Origin of the sequence: Hymenobacter sp. ISL-91 (assembly GCF_018613725.1) — a bacterium.
In the GTDB taxonomy this organism is placed as follows: domain Bacteria; phylum Bacteroidota; class Bacteroidia; order Cytophagales; family Hymenobacteraceae; genus Hymenobacter.
The window spans coordinates 14,424-31,618 of sequence record NZ_JAGGPS010000005.1; the positions used below are offsets into that span (position 1 = coordinate 14,424).

Annotated in this window: 17 protein-coding genes; 11 read left to right on the top strand and 6 right to left on the bottom strand. The window is 60.4% G+C overall.

Annotated features, from left to right (window positions below; genetic code table 11):
* Positions 1 to 57: 57 nt before the first annotated feature.
* Together J7E24_RS17520 and J7E24_RS02115 are read right to left on the bottom strand one after the other, a co-directional pair.
* Positions 58 to 2,877, bottom strand: coding sequence for a PIG-L family deacetylase (locus J7E24_RS17520; RefSeq protein ID WP_251046975.1), 2,820 nt, complete (start codon positions 2,875 to 2,877; stop codon positions 58 to 60).
* 101 nt (positions 2,878 to 2,978) lie between these two features.
* Positions 2,979 to 3,656 carry a carbonic anhydrase gene (locus J7E24_RS02115; RefSeq protein ID WP_215134634.1) on the bottom strand — a complete coding sequence of 226 codons (678 nt, stop codon included), beginning with the start codon at positions 3,654 to 3,656 and terminating at the stop codon, positions 2,979 to 2,981.
* 266 nt (positions 3,657 to 3,922) lie between these two features.
* Between J7E24_RS02115 and J7E24_RS02120 the strand changes: the two genes are divergently transcribed.
* From J7E24_RS02120 to J7E24_RS02140, 5 genes are all read left to right on the top strand, one after another.
* A complete protein-coding gene (locus J7E24_RS02120) occupies positions 3,923 to 5,593 on the top strand; it encodes a S8 family serine peptidase (protein ID WP_251046976.1) in 1,671 nt (556 codons plus the stop codon).
* Positions 5,594 to 5,673: 80 nt separating this feature from the next.
* Positions 5,674 to 6,639 carry a YitT family protein gene (locus tag J7E24_RS02125; RefSeq protein WP_215134636.1) on the top strand — a complete coding sequence of 322 codons (966 nt, stop codon included), beginning with the start codon at positions 5,674 to 5,676 and terminating at the stop codon, positions 6,637 to 6,639.
* A 204-nt stretch (positions 6,640 to 6,843) separates the two neighbouring features.
* Complete coding sequence (locus J7E24_RS02130; protein WP_215134638.1) at positions 6,844 to 7,671, top strand: MOSC domain-containing protein; 828 nt, start codon at positions 6,844 to 6,846, stop codon at positions 7,669 to 7,671.
* A 348-nt stretch (positions 7,672 to 8,019) separates the two neighbouring features.
* Positions 8,020 to 8,748: a DUF547 domain-containing protein gene (locus J7E24_RS02135; RefSeq protein ID WP_215134640.1), complete on the top strand. Its 729-nt coding sequence runs from the start codon at positions 8,020 to 8,022 to the stop codon at positions 8,746 to 8,748.
* 100 nt (positions 8,749 to 8,848) lie between these two features.
* Positions 8,849 to 9,523 (top strand): DUF2461 domain-containing protein, encoded by a 675-nt coding sequence (locus J7E24_RS02140; RefSeq protein ID WP_215134642.1) that lies wholly within the window; start codon positions 8,849 to 8,851, stop codon positions 9,521 to 9,523.
* A 236-nt stretch (positions 9,524 to 9,759) separates the two neighbouring features.
* On the opposite strand, the gene J7E24_RS02145 is transcribed toward J7E24_RS02140, so the two are convergent.
* Positions 9,760 to 10,383: a deoxynucleoside kinase gene (locus J7E24_RS02145; RefSeq protein ID WP_215134644.1), complete on the bottom strand. Its 624-nt coding sequence runs from the start codon at positions 10,381 to 10,383 to the stop codon at positions 9,760 to 9,762.
* Positions 10,384 to 10,692: 309 nt separating this feature from the next.
* On the opposite strand from J7E24_RS02145, the gene J7E24_RS02150 reads away from it, so the two are divergent.
* Positions 10,693 to 10,971 carry a hypothetical protein gene (locus tag J7E24_RS02150; RefSeq protein ID WP_215134646.1) on the top strand — a complete coding sequence of 93 codons (279 nt, stop codon included), beginning with the start codon at positions 10,693 to 10,695 and terminating at the stop codon, positions 10,969 to 10,971.
* A 61-nt stretch (positions 10,972 to 11,032) separates the two neighbouring features.
* Here J7E24_RS02150 and J7E24_RS02155 read toward each other — a convergent pair whose 3' ends face one another.
* On the bottom strand, positions 11,033 to 11,692 hold the full coding sequence (locus J7E24_RS02155) for a DUF6565 domain-containing protein (RefSeq protein ID WP_215134649.1): 660 nt from the start codon (positions 11,690 to 11,692) through the stop codon (positions 11,033 to 11,035).
* Between the two features lie 154 nt (positions 11,693 to 11,846).
* On the opposite strand from J7E24_RS02155, the gene J7E24_RS02160 reads away from it, so the two are divergent.
* Both J7E24_RS02160 and J7E24_RS02165 read left to right on the top strand, forming a co-directional pair.
* Entirely contained in the window at positions 11,847 to 12,368 is a 522-nt protein-coding gene (locus J7E24_RS02160; protein WP_215134651.1) for a GNAT family N-acetyltransferase, read from the top strand.
* A 106-nt stretch (positions 12,369 to 12,474) separates the two neighbouring features.
* Positions 12,475 to 12,759 carry a CDGSH iron-sulfur domain-containing protein gene (locus J7E24_RS02165; RefSeq protein WP_251046977.1) on the top strand — a complete coding sequence of 95 codons (285 nt, stop codon included), beginning with the start codon at positions 12,475 to 12,477 and terminating at the stop codon, positions 12,757 to 12,759.
* Positions 12,760 to 12,847: 88 nt separating this feature from the next.
* Here J7E24_RS02165 and J7E24_RS02170 read toward each other — a convergent pair whose 3' ends face one another.
* Positions 12,848 to 13,099 carry an acyl-CoA-binding protein gene (locus J7E24_RS02170; RefSeq protein ID WP_215134653.1) on the bottom strand — a complete coding sequence of 84 codons (252 nt, stop codon included), beginning with the start codon at positions 13,097 to 13,099 and terminating at the stop codon, positions 12,848 to 12,850.
* Positions 13,100 to 13,317: 218 nt separating this feature from the next.
* Here J7E24_RS02170 and J7E24_RS02175 point away from each other — a divergent pair, with 218 nt between their 5' ends.
* The 3 genes from J7E24_RS02175 (at position 13,318) to J7E24_RS02185 (ending at position 16,121) form a co-directional block, all read left to right on the top strand.
* On the top strand, positions 13,318 to 14,613 hold the full coding sequence (locus J7E24_RS02175; RefSeq protein ID WP_251046978.1) for an amidohydrolase family protein: 1,296 nt from the start codon (positions 13,318 to 13,320) through the stop codon (positions 14,611 to 14,613).
* 216 nt (positions 14,614 to 14,829) lie between these two features.
* Positions 14,830 to 15,492 (top strand): hypothetical protein, encoded by a 663-nt coding sequence (locus J7E24_RS02180; RefSeq protein ID WP_215134655.1) that lies wholly within the window; start codon positions 14,830 to 14,832, stop codon positions 15,490 to 15,492.
* Between the two features lie 125 nt (positions 15,493 to 15,617).
* Complete coding sequence (locus J7E24_RS02185) at positions 15,618 to 16,121, top strand: CinA family protein (protein WP_215134657.1); 504 nt, start codon at positions 15,618 to 15,620, stop codon at positions 16,119 to 16,121.
* 7 nt (positions 16,122 to 16,128) lie between these two features.
* Here J7E24_RS02185 and J7E24_RS02190 read toward each other — a convergent pair whose 3' ends face one another.
* The gene (locus J7E24_RS02190; RefSeq protein ID WP_215134658.1) at positions 16,129 to 17,163 is read right to left on the bottom strand and encodes a hypothetical protein; all 1,035 of its coding nucleotides are present in this window, start codon (positions 17,161 to 17,163) and stop codon (positions 16,129 to 16,131) included.
* Positions 17,164 to 17,195 lie beyond the last annotated feature (32 nt).

Here is a 17,195-nt window from a genome sequence, read left to right on the forward strand (position 1 = left end):
ATCAGGCCACGTCCTTAACCTTCCGCGTATCCCACCGCAAAAACATACAACGAGTCTTTACTTCCCCAACGACACCATATTGGTGAGCAACCGGTAGGCGCCGGGTACGCCGGCGGGCAACTCGCGGAAGAAGCTGAGGCCGGTGTAAATGTAGTGGCCCTTGCCGTAGTTGGCCACCAGAATGGCGCTTTCGCGGGCCGGCTCGCCGGGGTCGTGGCTGCTGATGACGGTCTGGTAGCGGGGGTCCCACTTGGCTGGGTAGTACAGGCCCTGCTCCTGCTCCCATCCGGTAAAATCGGCGGGGCTGATGCGGTTAGGCGTGTTGAGTAGCGGCTGCTTGGGGTTGAGCAGCGTAACGGGCGCGTCTTCCACCGTCACCCGGTCGCGGCCCAGGGTGAGGGGATATGGACCGATTTCGGGCAGTACCGTGCCGCGGTTGACGGTGTACTGCACCACCACGTTGCCACCGTTTTCCACGTATTTCAGCAGGGCAGGCTGGCGGGTTTTGAGCTGCTCGACGGTGTTGTAGGCCCGTACGCCCAGCACCACAGCATCAAAACGGCGCAGATTGGCCTCCGTCAACTCGTCGGGTTTGAGCAGCGTAACGGTGTAGCCGATCTGGCGCAGGGCCTCGGGCACCTCGTCGCCGGCCCCCATCAGGTAGCCGATTTGCTGGCCCTTGCGCTTGAGGTCGAGCTTGACGAGCGGGGCGGTAGCTTCAGGGAACAGCGTTTGGGTGGGAATGTGGTCGTAGGCAATTACCTGGTAGCCGCGCGAATACGCCTGGCCCTCCACGGTAGCCACAGCCCGCAGCTCGGTTTTTCCCTCCTTGGCCCCCGCTCCCGGCCGCACCTGGAACTGCACGGTCTGCTCGGCATCCTTGGCGGCCAAATCGAACGGCATGCTGGCCGGCTCGGCCACCCAGCCGGCGGGCAACGTGAGGGCCACGCTGCCTTTCACGCCTGCCTTGCCGGCCCGCAGCGTTACGGGCACCGTTTTGGGCTGCTGGTCGGCAAACACGAAGGCCTGCCCGCCGATGTTCACCATCACCGGCGGCACCACCGTCAGCGGCTCGTAGATTTCACCCCGCACAGGGTCAGTGTGCTTGTATTGAACGGGGACGTCGAAACCAATAATACGGTCTGTTCCCTCCCCAGCCATGTTCTTAGTAGTCAGCATAAATTTCACCCGTACGGCTGCTGAAGGCTCGTTTTCAGGCCGCCCTACGAATTGCAGAACACCTGGGAGCTGGAACATTCCGATGGTCCCTAGTTCAGTGAGCACTCCATACTGATGACTTATATCCGGCTTTTCGGTGGGCACTGCTCCGGGCAACTTATACATTCCGGCCGTTCCCTTTTCTCGTAGCCAGAAAGGTTGCGAAAGAGCCGACAAGCTGGGTTGCGCTACGGTAGCTTCCTGGTCAATAGTGCCTTCACTCAGTACCATTCGGGTTTCACCAATCATCGGAAGAGACATAACCTGAGTAAGGGACGCCCCAGATGGAAGATTTTTTTCTACCGAATAACCTGTAGGATCAAATACGTTACTGGTCATGGCACCCCGTACGCGTCCCGTTTCCCGATGATTCTTTGACAATAGAACGCGGCTCTGCGTCAGCAATTCTGAATCCTGGTAAGGATTAGCGGTAAAGACGTTCAGGACCTGTAGCTTACGGTTTCCACGATTGACGACGTCGAGTTTCAACTTGAGCTGCCCTCCTGACACGACAGCTGCATCGGTAGCCGTGGCTTCTATATACAAGCCCAAACAAGCCTGAATCAGCTTCTCAGTCTCTGTTAGCTTTTGCCGGAACCAGAAGAGGTCGGGAGCAGGTATCTGAATATTATCCGACCCAACCAGCTGACTTTGCAAATGGTCTCTAACTTCAAACAGCTTATCAACGCTTGCGGCCGGGTTGCTTGAATCGTAATTGCGCAGCAGATCAGTCATTAATATCTGCATCATGCTACCTGGTACGCGGTTCCAGGTTAGGTCCACGCCGTCGAACAGGTCGGTTTTAGCGGGCGCGCCTTTCAGGAGCTGGAAATACTCCGGGGCCTCGCCGCGCTGGGCGCTGCTGCCGAAGCCTTGGCTTTTGTGGCTGGTGCGGCTTTCGGCGGCAATTTCGCCGTAGCTGCGGCCCAGCAGGGCGTTGTAGCCGCCGGCATCGAGCTGGAAATACGGGCTCATGTCCTCGCCCGCCTTCACGAAGAAGCTGCCGGTGTTCCAGAGCAGGCGCTTGGCCTGCCAGGGCTGCACAAACTTCAGCTGCTCGGGGAAGCGTTTGGGGTCGGCGGCGGCATCGAAGGCCTCGATGGCCAGCATGGCCGAGGCCGTGTGGTGGCCGTGGCCGGCGCGGGCGTCGGGTGGGAAGCGGGTAATCATCACGTCGGGCCGGCGCTGGCGAATCACCCAGACCATATCGGCCAGCACCTGCTCCTTGTCCCAGATGGTGAAGGTTTCCTGGGCCGTTTTCGAGAAGCCGAAATCGTTGGCGCGGGTGAAGAACTGCCGGCCCCCATCCACGCGGCGGGCCGCCAGCAGCTCCTGCGTCCTTATCACGCCCAAGCCTTCGCGCAGTTCGGGGCCGATGAGGTTCTGGCCTCCGTCGCCGCGGGTGGCGCTCAGGTAGCCGGTTTCCACGAGGCGGCCGTTGGCCAGGTAGGCAATCAGGCGGGTGTTCTCATCGTCGGGGTGGGCGGCAATGTAGAGGGCCGAGCCCAGTACGTTCAGCTTCTTGAGTCCCAGCAGAATCTCGGACGATGACCACGTTTTAGGCGCCTGCGCGGCGGCTTCGCCAATTAGTAATGCGCAATTAGCAAGGAGCAGCACCAGCAGCAGGGCAGCGGTGCGGACAGGGCGGCGAAGAGTCATTCGGGAAGCTGGAAACAAGCGCGATAAAGATGCGGGCCGCAGCGGCAGGTTGCAGAGCAGCAGGTAACGTGCGGAAATCTGCGTTGCGCACTACCTCCCCTCTACTCAGCCGTTGGAGTGGCGCCGGTGGGATGCCAGCCGGGTTGGTCGCCGAGGTTATAGATTTCCTGGATATCGTGCAGGATATGCACAAAATCTAAGTTCAGATCTTTGAGCAGGCCCGTTTTCAGATCGAATACCCAGCCGTGGACCGTGGGAAAACCGCCCTGCAGATAAGCTTGTTGCACGACGGCAGTTTTTACTACATTAATGCACTGCTCCTGCACGTTCAGCTCCACCAGCCGGTCGTAGCGCAGGTCCGGGTCGGCAATGGCATCCAGCTCGGTGTGGTGCAGGCGGTACACGTCGCGAATGTTGCGCAGCCAGGGGTTAAGCACCCCCAGATCCTGCGCCTGCATGGCCGCTTTTACGCCGCCGCAGCCGTAGTGCCCGCACACAATAATGTGCTTGACATGCAGGTGCCGCACGGCGTATTCTACCACCGACATTGCGTTCAGGTCGATGTTGTTGACCAGGTTGGCGATGTTGCGGTGCACGAATACTTCGCCCGGCTCCACGCCCATCACTTCCTCGGCCGTTACGCGGCTGTCGCTACAGCCGATGTAAAGGTAGTCGGGCTGCTGATCGGCGGCCAGGGAGGCCGGGAAATTGGGGTTGCTGGCGGTACGCGCGGCCACCCACTGGCGGTTGCGCTCAAAAATTTCGGCGTACTGGGGCATTGTCGTTGCGGAAACGGGTATGAGCGGAAAAAGTAGCAGGGCCGAAAGCTACGCACCACCGGCCGGATTTGAGTGGCGGCGGGCCGGCAGGGTTATTGCGACCGGTGCGCCAAAAAACTGCCGGCCGCGTGCGTCGGGGGCAGCCGAGCGGGTGTCTGTAAGCGGCCTGGCGGCCATCTGCGTGCTAGTTTTGCGTTGGTCCCTCTTGGCAGGGGCACCCCAGCGGGTCCGATGGCCGATATTACCTACTGTATCTTTCTTTGCACATGTCCTTTCCTCTTGCTGCCCGTTTGCGCCTCGCCGCGCTGAGCCTGGCCCTTAATCTGCCGCTGCTGGCCGCGGCCCAAACCACCCCGGCCCAAACTGCCCCGGCCCCCGCCCCGTCCACGCCCGAAGCCGCGGCGGCCCTGCAGTGGTATATGCTCGACCCCACCACCGACCGCGTGATGGGCGTGAGCGTGAACCGCACGTACCAGGAGCTGCTGGCCGGCCGCACGCCCACTCCCGTGGTGGTAGCCGTTATTGATGCCGGCATCGACACCACCCACGCCGATTTAAAGCGCATGCTCTGGCGCAATGCCCGCGAAGTGGCCGGCAACAGCCTCGACGACGATAAAAACGGCTACACCGACGACGTATGGGGCTGGAATTACCTGGGCGGGGCCGATGGCCGAAACATCAACCTCGAAACGCTCGAAGAAACCCGCCTGCTGGCCCAGCTGCAGCCCCGGTTCAAGGGCAAAACCCGCGCTACCGTGCCCGCCGCCCAGCGCGCCGACTTCGACCTGTACCTGAAGGTGAAGAAAAGCTACGATGCCAAGGTGAAGGAGAACACCGACCGCCTGAAGCAGTACAGCCAGGTATACGCCGATAATGTGCAGGTGTCCGATTTGCTGCGGCTGAAGCTGGGCGTGGAGCGCATCGATACGGCCGTACTGCGCAACCCGCCCACCACCGACCCCAAACTACGCGAGCTGTCGGGCCAGTTGTATGGGCTGCTGCTCAATACCGGCTTCGGCTCGCTCGATGACATTCTGGCCGAAATGAAAGATGGCCTGAAGCAAACCCAGGACCAGCTCGACTACGGCCTCAACCTGAGCTACAACCCCCGCCCTATTGTGGGCGACGACCCATTTAACATCAAGCAGCGCCTGTACGGCAACGCCGACGTAACCGGGCCCGATGCCCTGCACGGCACCCACGTGGCCGGCATTATTGGGGCCGACCGCGTGAACAACCTGGGCATTATGGGCATTGCCCCGCCCGTGGTGCGCCTGATGGCCGTGCGCGCCGTGCCCGATGGCGATGAGCGCGACAAAGACGTGGCCAACGCCATTCGCTACGCCGCCGACCACGGTGCCAGCATCATCAACATGAGCTTCGGCAAGTACTATTCGCCCCAGCGCGCGGCCGTCGAGGAGGCTATCCGCTACGCCGACAGCAAGGGTGTACTGCTGGTGCACTCGGCGGGCAACGAGAACGAGAACCTCGACCAGAAGCTGCAGTTCCCTACGCCGGTGTTTTTGGATGGCAAGCGCATCCCGAACCTGATTACGGTGGGCGCTTCCTCGCGCGACAACGACGCTGGTCTGGCCGCTGACTTCTCGAACTTCGGCAAAACCCAGGTAGATGTGTTTGCGCCCGGTAATCAGATTTACTCGACGCTACCCGGCGGCCGCTACGGCAACCTGAGCGGCACCAGCATGGCTGCCCCGGTGGTATCGGGCATTGCCGCCACGCTCAAAAGCTACTTCCCGCAGCTCACGGCCGCCGACCTTAAGCGCCTCATCCTGGCCTCGGCCCAGCCCACCCACACGCAGGTGCGCCAGCCCGGCTCCGATAAGCTCGTCGATTTCGCCGACCTGTCCAGCACCGGTGGCATCGTGAATCTGTACCGTGCTGTGCAGCTGGCCCAACAGGCCACGCCGGCCAAATAGCGCTTGCGGCCAACGCGCCGGGCCGTATCTTTAGCTCCCGCCGCGTTTCCTCTCCTTTATCACCTGTATATCCTCTCTTCATGCTCATTCCGCAACTGATGCTGCTACGCAAACGCCAACGGGCCGAATCCGACTCGCTGTCGAAGCCGATGCCGCAGCAGTCCCCACGGCCGGTTCGGCGGGGGCGGCGGTGGTGGAGGCGGCAGATAACAAACGCCTTTTTTCTGACAATGGGCGTGCTTTGCGCCGGATTTGGGCTCGAAAGTTTTCTGCTGCCCGGCGGCTTTCTCGATGGCGGGGTAACGGGCGTGTCGCTGCTGCTGCGGCAGGTGTTTGGGCTGCCGCTGCCGGTGCTGATTATCGCGCTTAATGTGCCTTTCATGATTATGGCCAGCCGGCAGTTGGGCCGCGGTGTGGCCATCCGGACGCTGCTGAGCGTGCTGGGGCTGGCCGCAGTGCTGGCCCTCGTGCCGTTCCCCATCGTGACCGAAGACAAGCTGCTGATTTCAGTGTTTGGCGGCTTTTTTCTGGGAGCAGGCATCGGGCTGGCCATGCGCGGGGGCGGCGTGCTCGATGGCACCGAAATCATGGCCATTTACCTGAGCAAAACCAGCAGCCTGACGGTAGGCGATATTATTCTGGCCTTCAACATCGTCATCTTCAGCGTGGCGGCCTACGTGCTGTCGGTCGAAACGGCACTGTACTCGATTCTGGCCTATCTGTCGGCCGCCAAAACCGTCGATTTCGTGATTGACGGCGTGGAGGAATACACCGGCGTCACCATCGTGTCGGGCCGCTCCGATGCCATCCGGCGCATGATTACCGAGAAGCTGGGCCGCGGGGCCACCGTGTACAGCGGCAAGCGCGGCTACGGCTCACACGGCCACCAGCCCAGCCCCATCGACATCGTTTTCACGGTGGTAACCCGCCTCGAACTCTCCCAGCTCAAATCCGAAGTTGAGCAGATTGACCGCCAAGCCTTTATGGTGATGCATAGTGTCAAAGACACCAAAGGCGGGATGATCAAGAAGCGCCCGCTACATTAGAATCAGCTGCCAGTTGCTAGTAAAAACGACGTAGGGGCGGGACTTGTCCCCGCCCGCCGTTGCAACGAATTGTGTGGGTCCTGCAAACAGTAGGTCAATGTATTGTTCTGACGGCGGGCGGGAGCAAGCCCCGCCCCTACGTCGTTTTTACAACCACCCGGTAACTGGCAACTCATCATCACCGACAACTAATATCTTTGCTGCATGTCTGACTCGCTCCTGCTCACCGACCTCTACATTTACCCGGTAAAGTCGTTGGGAGGTATTCGGCTTACCGAGGCCGTTGTGGAGCCCCGCGGCCTGCGCCACGACCGCCGCTGGCTGATTGTGAATGAGCGCAACCAGTTCATGACTCAGCGGCAGACTACGGCCATGGCCAACCTCAAAGTGGCCCCCGCCTACAACGGCTTCCTGCTCAGTCACCAGCAACGCCCCGAGCTGTTGCCGCTCTACGTACCGTTCGAGGCCACGCCCGAAAAAACGCTGTTCGTAACCGTGTGGGATGACATGGTGTTTGCCTGGCGGGCGCGGCCCGAGTGCGACGAGTGGCTGAGCGAGGCCCTGGGCCAGCCCTGCAAGCTGGTGTATATGTCGGATATGGTGCGCCGCGACACCGAGCCCGCCCTCAACCCCGAGGGCCAGCTAGTGAGCTTCGCCGATGCCTACCCGTTTCTGCTCGTTGGGCAGGCGTCACTGCTCGACCTGAATAGCCGCCTGGCCGAGCCGGTAGGTATGGAGCGGTTCCGGCCTAACTTTGTGTTCAGTGGTGGCGCGGCCTTCGTTGAGGACAGTTGGAGCCACTTCCGCATCGGGGAGCTTGCTTTCCGGGCCGTACGCGCCTGCGGACGGTGCGTGCTCACGACCATCGACCCCGCAACGGCCCGAAAAAGCGCGCTTGGCGAACCCCTGCGTACCCTGGCTTCCTACCGCACCGAAGACGGCAGCGCCATGTTCGGCCAGAACGTGACCAGTGCCGGCCGGGGCCGGGTGGCAGTGGGCCAGCCTATTGCCGTACACAGCTACAAGGCCTGACGGCGGCCCACCTGAATCTCCTTTTGCCTCAGGAGCCTCCCCCCACACAAACCTCACACAGGCCCCAAACCTGCGGGCACTGCATTCAGCGTGTTTCGACCAGTAAACCGGAGTACCAGCCGCCGCTTGCCAATGCTTGGTCGAATAACCCGGTACTTCGATTGGATTGCATTTTGCTAAGCCGCATAAAACATATACTTTTGATAAACCAATACCATCTCGGATAAAAGCTATTTCCGGTGGTTTCCTGTCTGGCTTATGCGCCTTTTTACCCCGCATTCGGGTTTGTACCGTCTGCTACTGAGTTCGTTGCTGGCAACAGTACTGCTATTTTCCGGCACAGCTGCCTTGGCTAACAACTCCGGATCGGAGCAGTTGCAGCAGCCCTGGAGCGCCCTGCTGCGCCTGCACGTTACGCCCGAAGGGCGGTTGAACTACGAGGGCCTGCTGGCTGATGAAGACAAACTGCTGGGCTACCTGCAAAGCCTGCGGAAAGTACGCCCCCAGGCCGAAAACTGGACTCCTGACCAACTAAAGGCTTTCTGGCTGAATACCTATAATGCTGCCGCTACCAATCTGGTGCTCGAAAACTACCCCGTAGCCAGCATCAACGACATTCGTATTAAAACCTTGGGCAGCTACGAGTCGCCCTGGGAGACGGTGGTCGTGAACGTGGGCGGGCAGAACTACTCCCTCAACCAGATAGAGCAGCTGTTGCGCCAGCAGTTCCGCGACCCGCGCATCCACTTCGCCCTCAATTACGGCGCGGCTTCGGCGGCGCCGCTACTGGCTGAGGCCTACACCGGCTCTCTGCTCAACCAGCAGCTCGACCAGCAGGCCCGTCGCTTCATCAACGACCCGGCCTTCAACCAGTTCAACGCTCAGCAGGTGCAGCTGTCGGGGCTGTTTCGCTCCTATGCTACCGAGTTCGGGGCCGAGCCGCAGCTGCTTGCTTTCATCAACCGCTACGCCTACGCGCCAGTACCGGCCACGGCCAGCATCGAGTACCTCTCGTTCAGCTGGGCCCTCAACAGCCCTACCTCCCTCGGCAACGGGCCGGTTGTAGGTCGTAAATAGCTCCTTGCACGGCGGCAGCGGCCAACTTGGAGCCGCGCTGCCCCGTACCGCCTAGCGGTGCGGGGCTTTTTTATGCCCGGTGCGTTTTGCCTTTCCGTTTATGAGCTTAGCCCTAACCCTCTCCTTCCTGCACGATCTGGCGGCCCACAACCACAAAACCTGGATGGACGAACACCGGGCCCGCTACCACGCCGCCCGCGCCGAATACGCTGCTTTCATTGAGGAGCTTTTGCGGCGCGCCACAGCCGAGCTGGACCCCGGCCTGCACGGCCTGCGGGCAACCGACCTCATGTTTCGCATCAATAAAAACGACCGTTCGCAGCTCGACCCCGAGCCCTACAAGCGCCACATGGGCGCGGGCTTTAAACCCGGGGGCCGGCACGCCCCACGAGCGGGTTACTTTGTGGCCGTACAGCCCGGCGGCGGCACCTACGTAGGAGCCGGCCGGCGTCTGCCCGAAGCCGCCGAGCTGGCCCGCATCCGGCAGGAAATCCACTACAATGCCCCCGCCTTTCATAGCATGCGCCAGCAGCCTGCGCTGCTGCACCACTTCCCCAAAGGACTCGATACGTCGCAGGCACTCAAAACGGCCCCCAAAGGCTACCACCGAACCGACCCCGACATTGAGTGGCTGCGACTCAAGAGCTACTTTGTGTGGCTGCATTTTCCCGACTCGGAAGTGCTGCGCCCGGACTTCCCGGCCCGCGTGCTCGACGCCTGGCAGGCCGCCCGCCCGCTGGTAACTTTCCTGAATGAGGCACTCGAAGGAAGCTAAGGCCGCAAGCGCAAAAAACCAGCTGTTAGCCAGGCCTAAACAGGCGCTGGCTAACAGCTGGTTTTTTGCGTTGAGAAGCTGAAGTTGTTTAGGAAGTACCTGGAATTAATCAGACCGTCATGCTGAGCGCAGCCGAAGCATCTCTACCGCTTCTCTGTAACATCCAACGAAGCGGTAGAGATGCTTCGGCTGCGCTCAGCATGACGGTCCTTTGAGTTTCTAAACAGCTTCGCTACCTAAAAGAGGCCGAACAAGGTGCTGTTGATTTTGTCGATGACCACGCTCAGGTCTTCGGGGTTGTTGACGTAGTCGAGGTTATTGACATCGACAATCAGCAGCTTGCCCAAGTCGTAACTGGCAATCCACTCCTCGTAGTGCTCATTCAGGTGCTTGAGGTAGTCGATTTTGATGTTGTTTTCGTAGCCGCGGCCCCGGCGCTCAATCTGCTGTACGAGCTTCGGCAGGTCGGCGCGCAGGTACAGCAGCAGGTCGGGCGGGTTAACCATGCTGATCATGGAGTTGAACAGGCCCAGGTAGTTCTGGTAATCCCGCTCACTCATCAGGCCCGATTGGCTGAGATTGGCCGCAAAAATATGGGCATCCTCGTAAATCGTACGGTCCTGGATGATGCCTTTATTGGTTTGCTGCAGCTGCTTGATCTGCTGGGTCTGGCGGAAGCGACTGTTCAGAAAGTATACCTGCAGATGAAACGCCCAGCGGGGCATGTCGTCGTAAAAGTCCTTTAGGTACGGATTGTCGTCCACATCTTCCAGAAATACCTCCCAGTTGAAGTGGTGCGCCAATTTGTTCGACAAGGTGGTTTTACCAGCCCCGATATTACCAACTATTGCAATGTGCATGAGCGAAGTGCGAAAAAACAGATTCGCAAAAATAGCAGTTCCCTCCTCACGATTAGCACCCGATAATCCTTGTCGTCTATAATTCTATATTTACGTATAATAATCTTATAAGCCAAGCTTCATCCTCTTACGGCCGCCCCCTTGTTCAAGCTCCAGCCTCTGAGCATTCTCACCGACGACAGCGGGAAACGGCTGGCCAGTATCGAGCACGACCCAGCCCGACAGTTGCTGGCGGTACGTTGGTTTGGCAACCTCACGGGCAGGCAGGTAATCTACGTAGCCCGCTGCACAATGCAGCTAACTGCTGCTATGCCCTACACCCTGCTGCTCAATGATAAAACCCAGGCAACCGGCGACTGGAGTGATGCGCTGGAATGGCTGGAGTACGAATGGCTGCCACTGGTATTAAAAGGCGGTCTGCATGCCATTGCCTATATTTTTACTCCCGATATGCATAACCAGTTAGCTAGCCACGAATTTATAGCGCGACTGAAACCCTACCTGCGCATTGAGGCTTTCGATGATGCCCCCGCCGCTTTCGAGTGGCTGGAACAGGCTTCTGCTGCTCCAAGAATCAACTTTATATAACCATTTGACCTGTTGCGCAGCTCGCCACCGCCTTTTTGGGCCGCAGCGAGCTGCAGGTGGCCTAGTCGCGCATCGAATCTTTTACGTTGCGGGCTTTCTCCAGCGTCCGGAACTCGCCCTGCAGCGTGCGGATGCGCAGGCGCTCCTCCAGCGGCAGTTGGGTTCGCACCTGCTCGTAGCGGGCATTCAAGCGACTGAGCACCTCATCAGCCGTCGTCCAGTCGGCCTGCGACCAGGCCTTTTTCTCGGTTCGCATGGTTTCCACCAACCGCTGATAGAGGTTGGGCAGCTCGGTGGCGCGAGCCCGGCTGATATTCACGTTCTCGTTCAGCAGCCGGGCCTGGGCCTGGGCAGGCGTAGTGGGCTGTCGGGCGGCGGCATCGAGGCTATCCTGGCGGGTGGCCCACTGCTGGTAGCGCGTTTTCTGGGCGGCGTATTCGCGCTGGCTCTCGGCCGAAAGGCTGTCGATGGCCTGGTCGAGCCGGCGGCTGCGGCGGTCAAACTCAGCCGTTACCTTGGGCACCTCGCGGCGGGTAACCTCTTCGGCCCTATCAACCTGTTTGCCAACCCAGCTGCCAAACTCGCTGAGCGTGCGTTCGAGGCTGCCGGCCGGGGCCGGGGCCGTTTTGGGAGTACCCGATTGGGCCTGGGCAGCCGGGGAGGAAGCCAGGAGCAGGCTGGTGGCGAATAGCAGGGTAGCGGAGGCAGTAGTTTTCAGCATGGCGGAAGGAAAGAAGCAGATAACGGGCGCGAAAGAAGCGCAGTATGCGGCGGTAGAGCCGTTTGGTTGGGAGAGAGGCAATTTCCGGCCCAAAACGGCCGAAAGCTGCCAAAGGGTTCGGTTTTGCGCCAGATTATCCCGTTTTTTGCCCCCTATGCCCGCCTCCCCCGCCGCTTCCATCCGTATCCGCCCGGCTACCGCCGCCGACATCCCCACCATTCTGGCGCTGGCCGAAGCTACCTGGGAGCCAACTTACCGCTTCATCATTTCGCGCGAACAAATTGAGTACATGTACCGCGTGATTTACACCGAAGCCTCGCTGCAACGGCAAATCAGCGAACAGGGTCACCAGTTTCTGCTGGCTTACGCCGAGGGCGAGGAAGCCAGCGGCTACGCATCGTTTTCGGCTCAGCCCGAAACAGGTTTTTTCAAGCTCCAGAAGATTTACGTGCTGCCTTCGCACCAGGGCCAGGGCCTGGGCCAGCAGCTCATCGGGGCCGTAGAAACGGCCGTACGTGCCGCCGGCGGCCACACCCTCGACCTGAACGTGAACCGCCACAACCCTGCGCTGGCCTTCTACGAGCACCTGGGCTTCCAGCGCCACCACGAAGAGGATATTGCCATTGGCCCCTACTGGATGAACGACTACGTTATGCGCAAGGAGCTTGGGGCTTAGAAGGATACTGGCCCCGTGTGGCCGGGCTGCGCTGCCCGCCGTATAGCTTTGCTTACTTTGCTTGCCAACTTATTCACCGACTCACACTTTCACTGATTTACCCAACATGGCCACCAAACTCACCGTCCTCAGCAATGGCTCCCTCCGCGTCGACGGAACCGATTTCGAACTTGTAGATGCCCAGGGCAACTCCTACGGCCTCGGCGGCCGCGAGCGAATCAGCATCTGCCGTTGCGGCCTATCGTCCAACAAGCCGTTCTGCGACGGCTCGCACAAAAACCACTTCGAGCACAACGCCGTGGCCTTCGACCTGCCTGCCCCCGGCACTGCCCCGGCCAAGCCTACCCCGCCACCCGCCGCTCCCGATGCTGGTGGCCAGCCGCTGGGCTAGCATCTCTTGCTCCGTTAGTTTCCGCAGGCTTCAGGCCCCAAACNNTGTTTGGGGCCTGAAGCCTGCGTCTGAAAGTAGAGCTACCGGCTTAGAATAAAGAATTCACAAAATCGACGTACTCCTGGCGGGCATCGTCCTGGGTTTTGCCCTTCTGGCCGGCCCAGGCGTCGTACTTGGCAATGGCTTTAAAATCGAATCCGCCGGGCCGGTCGCCCGAAACGTCGCCCTCGCTGCCCTGCTTATAGAGGGAATACATTTTGAGCAGCGTCGTGTTGTCGGGCTTGGCGGGCAGCTCTTTGCTGCGGGCGGCGGCGGCTTCAAATTCTTCGTGAGTGGCCATGGTAAGTGTGTGGTGAATAGGGAGAAAAGATGGTGTGGCTGATTGGGGAATAGGCCGCCACAGCTACAAAAAGCCAGCGGCCAGCGGCTGAAAGCAGCCAGCCGGAATGCCAGCCGATTTCAAGGTACGGATTGCCTCGGAAATAGTCGGCTTGCAGCGTTTATTTTCCGCTTATCTTCCGTCTCCGCAATCCTTCTTGCGGCACTTTCCCCGCCCTTATGCTGAAACCGCTACTTACCAGCCTGCTATTTGGTGCCGCCCTGCTGGCCTCGGCCCCGGCCGCGCTGGCCCAGAAAACCTACCTGCATTGCGGCCGCCTGCTCGATATGCGCTCCGACCGCGCCCAAACCGCCATGACGGTGGTAGTGGAGAATGGCCGGGTGCTGGCCGTAGAAAAAGGCTACACCGCCCCTACCGGCCCTCAGGACCAGGTTATCGACCTGAAAAACCGTACTGTATTGCCCGGTCTCATCGACTGCCACGTGCACCTGGAAGGCGAAACCAGCAAGGACAACTTCCTGCGCGAATTCATCGAAAACCCCGCCGACATGGCGTTTGGCTCGTTGCCGCACGCCCGCAAAACCCTGCTGGCCGGCTTTACCACCGTGCGCGACCTGGGCGGCTCGGGCGTGAACGTAGCTCTCCGCAACGCCATCAACCAGGGCAAGGTAGAAGGGCCACGCATTTTCACGGCGCGCAAGGCAATTTCGGGCACCGGCGGCCACATGGACCCCACCAACGGCTACCGCCTCGACCTGATGGGCGTACCCGGCCCGCTGGATGGCGTAATCAACAGCCCCGATGAGGCCCGGCAGGCCGTGCGCGAGCAATACAAGCGCGGGGCCGACCTCATCAAGATTGCCAGCACCGGCGGCGTACTGAGCGTGGCCAAAGACGGCTCGGCGGCCCAGATGACGGAGGCCGAAATACGGGCCGTAGTGGAAACGGCGCGCGACTTGGGCCTGGCTGTAGCCTGCCACGCCCACGGCTCGGAGGGCATGAAGCGCGCCATTCGGGCGGGCGTAACCAGCATTGAGCACGGCACCCTCATGGATGACGAAACGATGAAGCTGATGGTGAAAAACGGTACCTGGTACGTGCCGACCATCACGGCCGGCAAATCGGTAGCCGACTCGGCTAAAATCCCGAACTACTACCCGCCGCTGGTAACGCCCAAGGCCCTGGCCATTGGCCCCAAGCTACAGGGCACTTTTGGGCGGGCCTACAAGGCAGGCGTTAAAATAGCGTTTGGCACCGATGCGGCCGTATTCCGGCACGGAGCCAACGGGCTGGAGTTCCGCTATATGGTGGAGGCCGGCATGCCACCGCTGGCCGCGCTACGCTCGGCCACTGTATCGGCGGCCGAATTACTGGGCCAGTCGGAAAACCTGGGGACGCTTGAAGCCGGTAAGCTCGCCGATGTGGTAGCCGTGGAAGGCGACCCGCTCCAGGATATCGGGGCCATGCAGCGGGTGCGCTTCGTGATGAAGCAGGGCGTGGTGTACCAGCCGTAGCAGCGCCGGGCAGGCCACAGCGCCCAGCCGAAAAAATTGGCCTTAAAGAGCTGGCCTGATTAGCTGGAAAGAGGAGTTGCGGAAAATAATTTTCGTCCAGGGAACTTTTTCATAGACAACGGGCACGATTGTGGATTTACGATTTGCAGTTGCCGATGACCGGCAATACCATGCTGGCCAGCAGGTTCGTATTCTTCCCTTTACCGCTCGCTTATTATGAACCGCTACCCTATAGCCGGAGCCATTGTTTTACTGCTGGCCGCTGTTACTACCAAGGCCCAGGACGTTCCGCGCGAACCCGATGCCCGGTACCCCAGCCGCCCCCGCGGCGACGCCCAGTTTGAGGCCCGACCCGATGCTCGCTCAAATGGGCGTTCAGGCTCCGACCCTGCTCCGATGTACCACTCCAGCCTCGCGCTCGAATTGGGATGGAACGCGCCATATGGCTTCGGCATTACTTATGGCTACAATGTGTCGCCCGCCTTCGATGTAAACGCGGGACTTGGTATTGGCGTGGGAGGCAAAATAGGCGTAGGAGCCCGCTACTATTTCCGGCCCAACCGCCCCTTTACGCCCTACCTGGGCGTGAACCTGGTACGCACCGGCCGTCTCGACAACGTGGAGGCGGAGTTGGATAGCGAGCAGGTTACTTACTCCATGAGCCCGAGCGCCACGGCACATCTGCGGGGTGGTATCCGCTGGCAGCCGGGGCGAGTCGGGCTGCTCGCTACTATCGGCTACGCCAGCCGCATCAGCGGCGACCCCGTAACCTATGCTCCCGGCTCCTACCCCTCCCCCAGCATGCGCGACTTCGTGCAGATTATCAGCCCCGGTGGCGGCGAGTTTTCGGTGGGTATCGTGATTGGGCTGGGCCGCTAAAACCCCGCGGCAAGCTCAACCAAACCCTGCCCCCGGTAGGTTGCGTAATACAAGCGAAAACCCGACGTGCTGCCCGCCCGTCGGGTTTTTTCACTTGTAACCCTTACTGTTGAGCCTTTCTTCAGATGAAAAAAGACCTGCCCACCCAATTAGTCAAGCTTTTCATTCAGCAAAAGCTAACGCTGGCGCTGGCCGAAAGCTGCACCTGCGGGCTGGCCGCCGCGCAGCTGGCCCCCGCCGAGGGCGTGAGCGAGGTGCTGCTCGGTTCGGTGGTTACCTACCATGCCGAGGCCAAGCAGCAGCTACTGGGAGTGAAGAAGACCACCCTCAACACTTACTCGGCCGAGAGCCAGCAAACTACCAACGAAATGGCCCTGGGCCTGCACCGCCAGCTACCCACCGCCGATGTGTGCGTAGCCGTTACCGGCCTGTGCGGCCCCGGCCAGTCGCAAACGCCCGACAAGCCGGCGGGCACGGTGTTCGTAACGGTGTTGTTTGAAGGCCGGGCCCATGAGTACCGCGAGCAGTTTAGCGGCAATGCCGATGCTATCCGGCAGCGGGCCACCGAATTTATTTATGAAAAGCTGCTGGACTTGCTGGAACGCCAGCAGCAGGCGGCTGCAGGCTAACATTGTGCTAGCTCTTTTTTGGCGGAATCAGCATCAGCTTCAGATTCAGGCGCACCACGTCGCCCATGCTGCGGCAGCGGCTGAACTGCTCGGTACTATGGTGGCGGTTTAGCTCCTGCTTGAGCTGGCTGACCTTCTCGGGCGTCGAAACGGTGTCGTGGCGCAGGCAGTCGATAAGGTCTTTGAGGCGGTGGCGCTCCGAGCGTGCCCGGCGGGCCATCAGAGTGCGCTCCTCGGCCTGGTACTGCCGGATGTTTTCGGGCTTGAGCAGCCGGCTGCAGAGCTGCACAATGGCCCGGTTATCCTTGAAAAACTGCGGCAGGTACATGTTCTTCTTGCCCTCGTAGCACTGCTGGTCGAAGTCGATGGCCCGGACCCGGTACTGCTCGTCCTCGAAGTCCAGCGTCACATCGACGATATAGTTATAAGCCCGCATGTCGCCCAGCAGCCGGGCAAAGCACCGCTCGTTGAACTTGACGAACTCCTTGGCCATACGCACCTTATTTAGGTGCGGCCGCGCGAGATGGTGACGGATGAAGTCGTCGCCGGGAATGCCGGCAATGTGTTCCTCAATGAGCGTGTTGCCATTGAGCAGGTAGGTGATGCTGTTGGGCGAAAGAATATGCTCCAACTCGAGGCCGTACACCCGGGAGGCATCGGCCTTCTTCACGTAAAAATAATCGTGGTTGTCGTTGAGCTGGTTGACAATGCGCACCCGGAAAGGCTGGCTATTGCCAAAGCGGCAATAATCGATGCGGTCGGCCAGCAGGTGCCGGGTGAACGAGAGGTCGCCGGCGGTTTTGAGCAGGGCGTACACTTCGGTCAGGCCCTGGCTGAGCTCGCGCAGGGCGTTGGGTTCGTAGTATACCGTTTCCCAGAGGGTGTCGTTGCCTTGGCGGTCGAGCAGCGGGTAAGCGCCCGTAAAGCGGGCCAGGTCGGCGTACGTAACGGGCAGCCTGGTGGCACGGTCGTACTCGGCCAGGTACTGCTGCAGCCGCTCACCCACCGGGTAGGTTATCTTCTTCTTGGAAATAAGCGTCATATACAGCTGATCGGGCAGAGGAGAAAATGCGG

Excerpts from the sequence above, each read along its gene's own strand:
- J7E24_RS17520 (WP_251046975.1), bottom strand. The coding sequence starts at position 2,877 with ATGACTCTTCGCCGCCCTGTCCGCACCGCTGCCCTGCTGCTGGTGCTG.
- J7E24_RS02115 (WP_215134634.1), bottom strand. The coding sequence starts at position 3,656 with ATGCCCCAGTACGCCGAAATTTTTGAGCGCAACCGCCAGTGGGTGGCC.
- J7E24_RS02120 (WP_251046976.1), top strand. The coding sequence starts at position 3,923 with ATGTCCTTTCCTCTTGCTGCCCGTTTGCGCCTCGCCGCGCTGAGCCTG.
- J7E24_RS02125 (WP_215134636.1), top strand. The coding sequence starts at position 5,674 with ATGCTCATTCCGCAACTGATGCTGCTACGCAAACGCCAACGGGCCGAA.
- J7E24_RS02130 (WP_215134638.1), top strand. The coding sequence starts at position 6,844 with ATGTCTGACTCGCTCCTGCTCACCGACCTCTACATTTACCCGGTAAAG.
- J7E24_RS02140 (WP_215134642.1), top strand. The coding sequence starts at position 8,849 with ATGAGCTTAGCCCTAACCCTCTCCTTCCTGCACGATCTGGCGGCCCAC.
- J7E24_RS02145 (WP_215134644.1), bottom strand. The coding sequence starts at position 10,383 with ATGCACATTGCAATAGTTGGTAATATCGGGGCTGGTAAAACCACCTTG.
- J7E24_RS02150 (WP_215134646.1), top strand. The coding sequence starts at position 10,693 with ATGCCCTACACCCTGCTGCTCAATGATAAAACCCAGGCAACCGGCGAC.
- J7E24_RS02155 (WP_215134649.1), bottom strand. The coding sequence starts at position 11,692 with ATGCTGAAAACTACTGCCTCCGCTACCCTGCTATTCGCCACCAGCCTG.
- J7E24_RS02160 (WP_215134651.1), top strand. The coding sequence starts at position 11,847 with ATGCCCGCCTCCCCCGCCGCTTCCATCCGTATCCGCCCGGCTACCGCC.
- J7E24_RS02165 (WP_251046977.1), top strand. The coding sequence starts at position 12,475 with ATGGCCACCAAACTCACCGTCCTCAGCAATGGCTCCCTCCGCGTCGAC.
- J7E24_RS02170 (WP_215134653.1), bottom strand. The coding sequence starts at position 13,099 with ATGGCCACTCACGAAGAATTTGAAGCCGCCGCCGCCCGCAGCAAAGAG.
- J7E24_RS02175 (WP_251046978.1), top strand. The coding sequence starts at position 13,318 with ATGCTGAAACCGCTACTTACCAGCCTGCTATTTGGTGCCGCCCTGCTG.
- J7E24_RS02180 (WP_215134655.1), top strand. The coding sequence starts at position 14,830 with ATGAACCGCTACCCTATAGCCGGAGCCATTGTTTTACTGCTGGCCGCT.
- J7E24_RS02185 (WP_215134657.1), top strand. The coding sequence starts at position 15,618 with ATGAAAAAAGACCTGCCCACCCAATTAGTCAAGCTTTTCATTCAGCAA.
- J7E24_RS02190 (WP_215134658.1), bottom strand. The coding sequence starts at position 17,163 with ATGACGCTTATTTCCAAGAAGAAGATAACCTACCCGGTGGGTGAGCGG.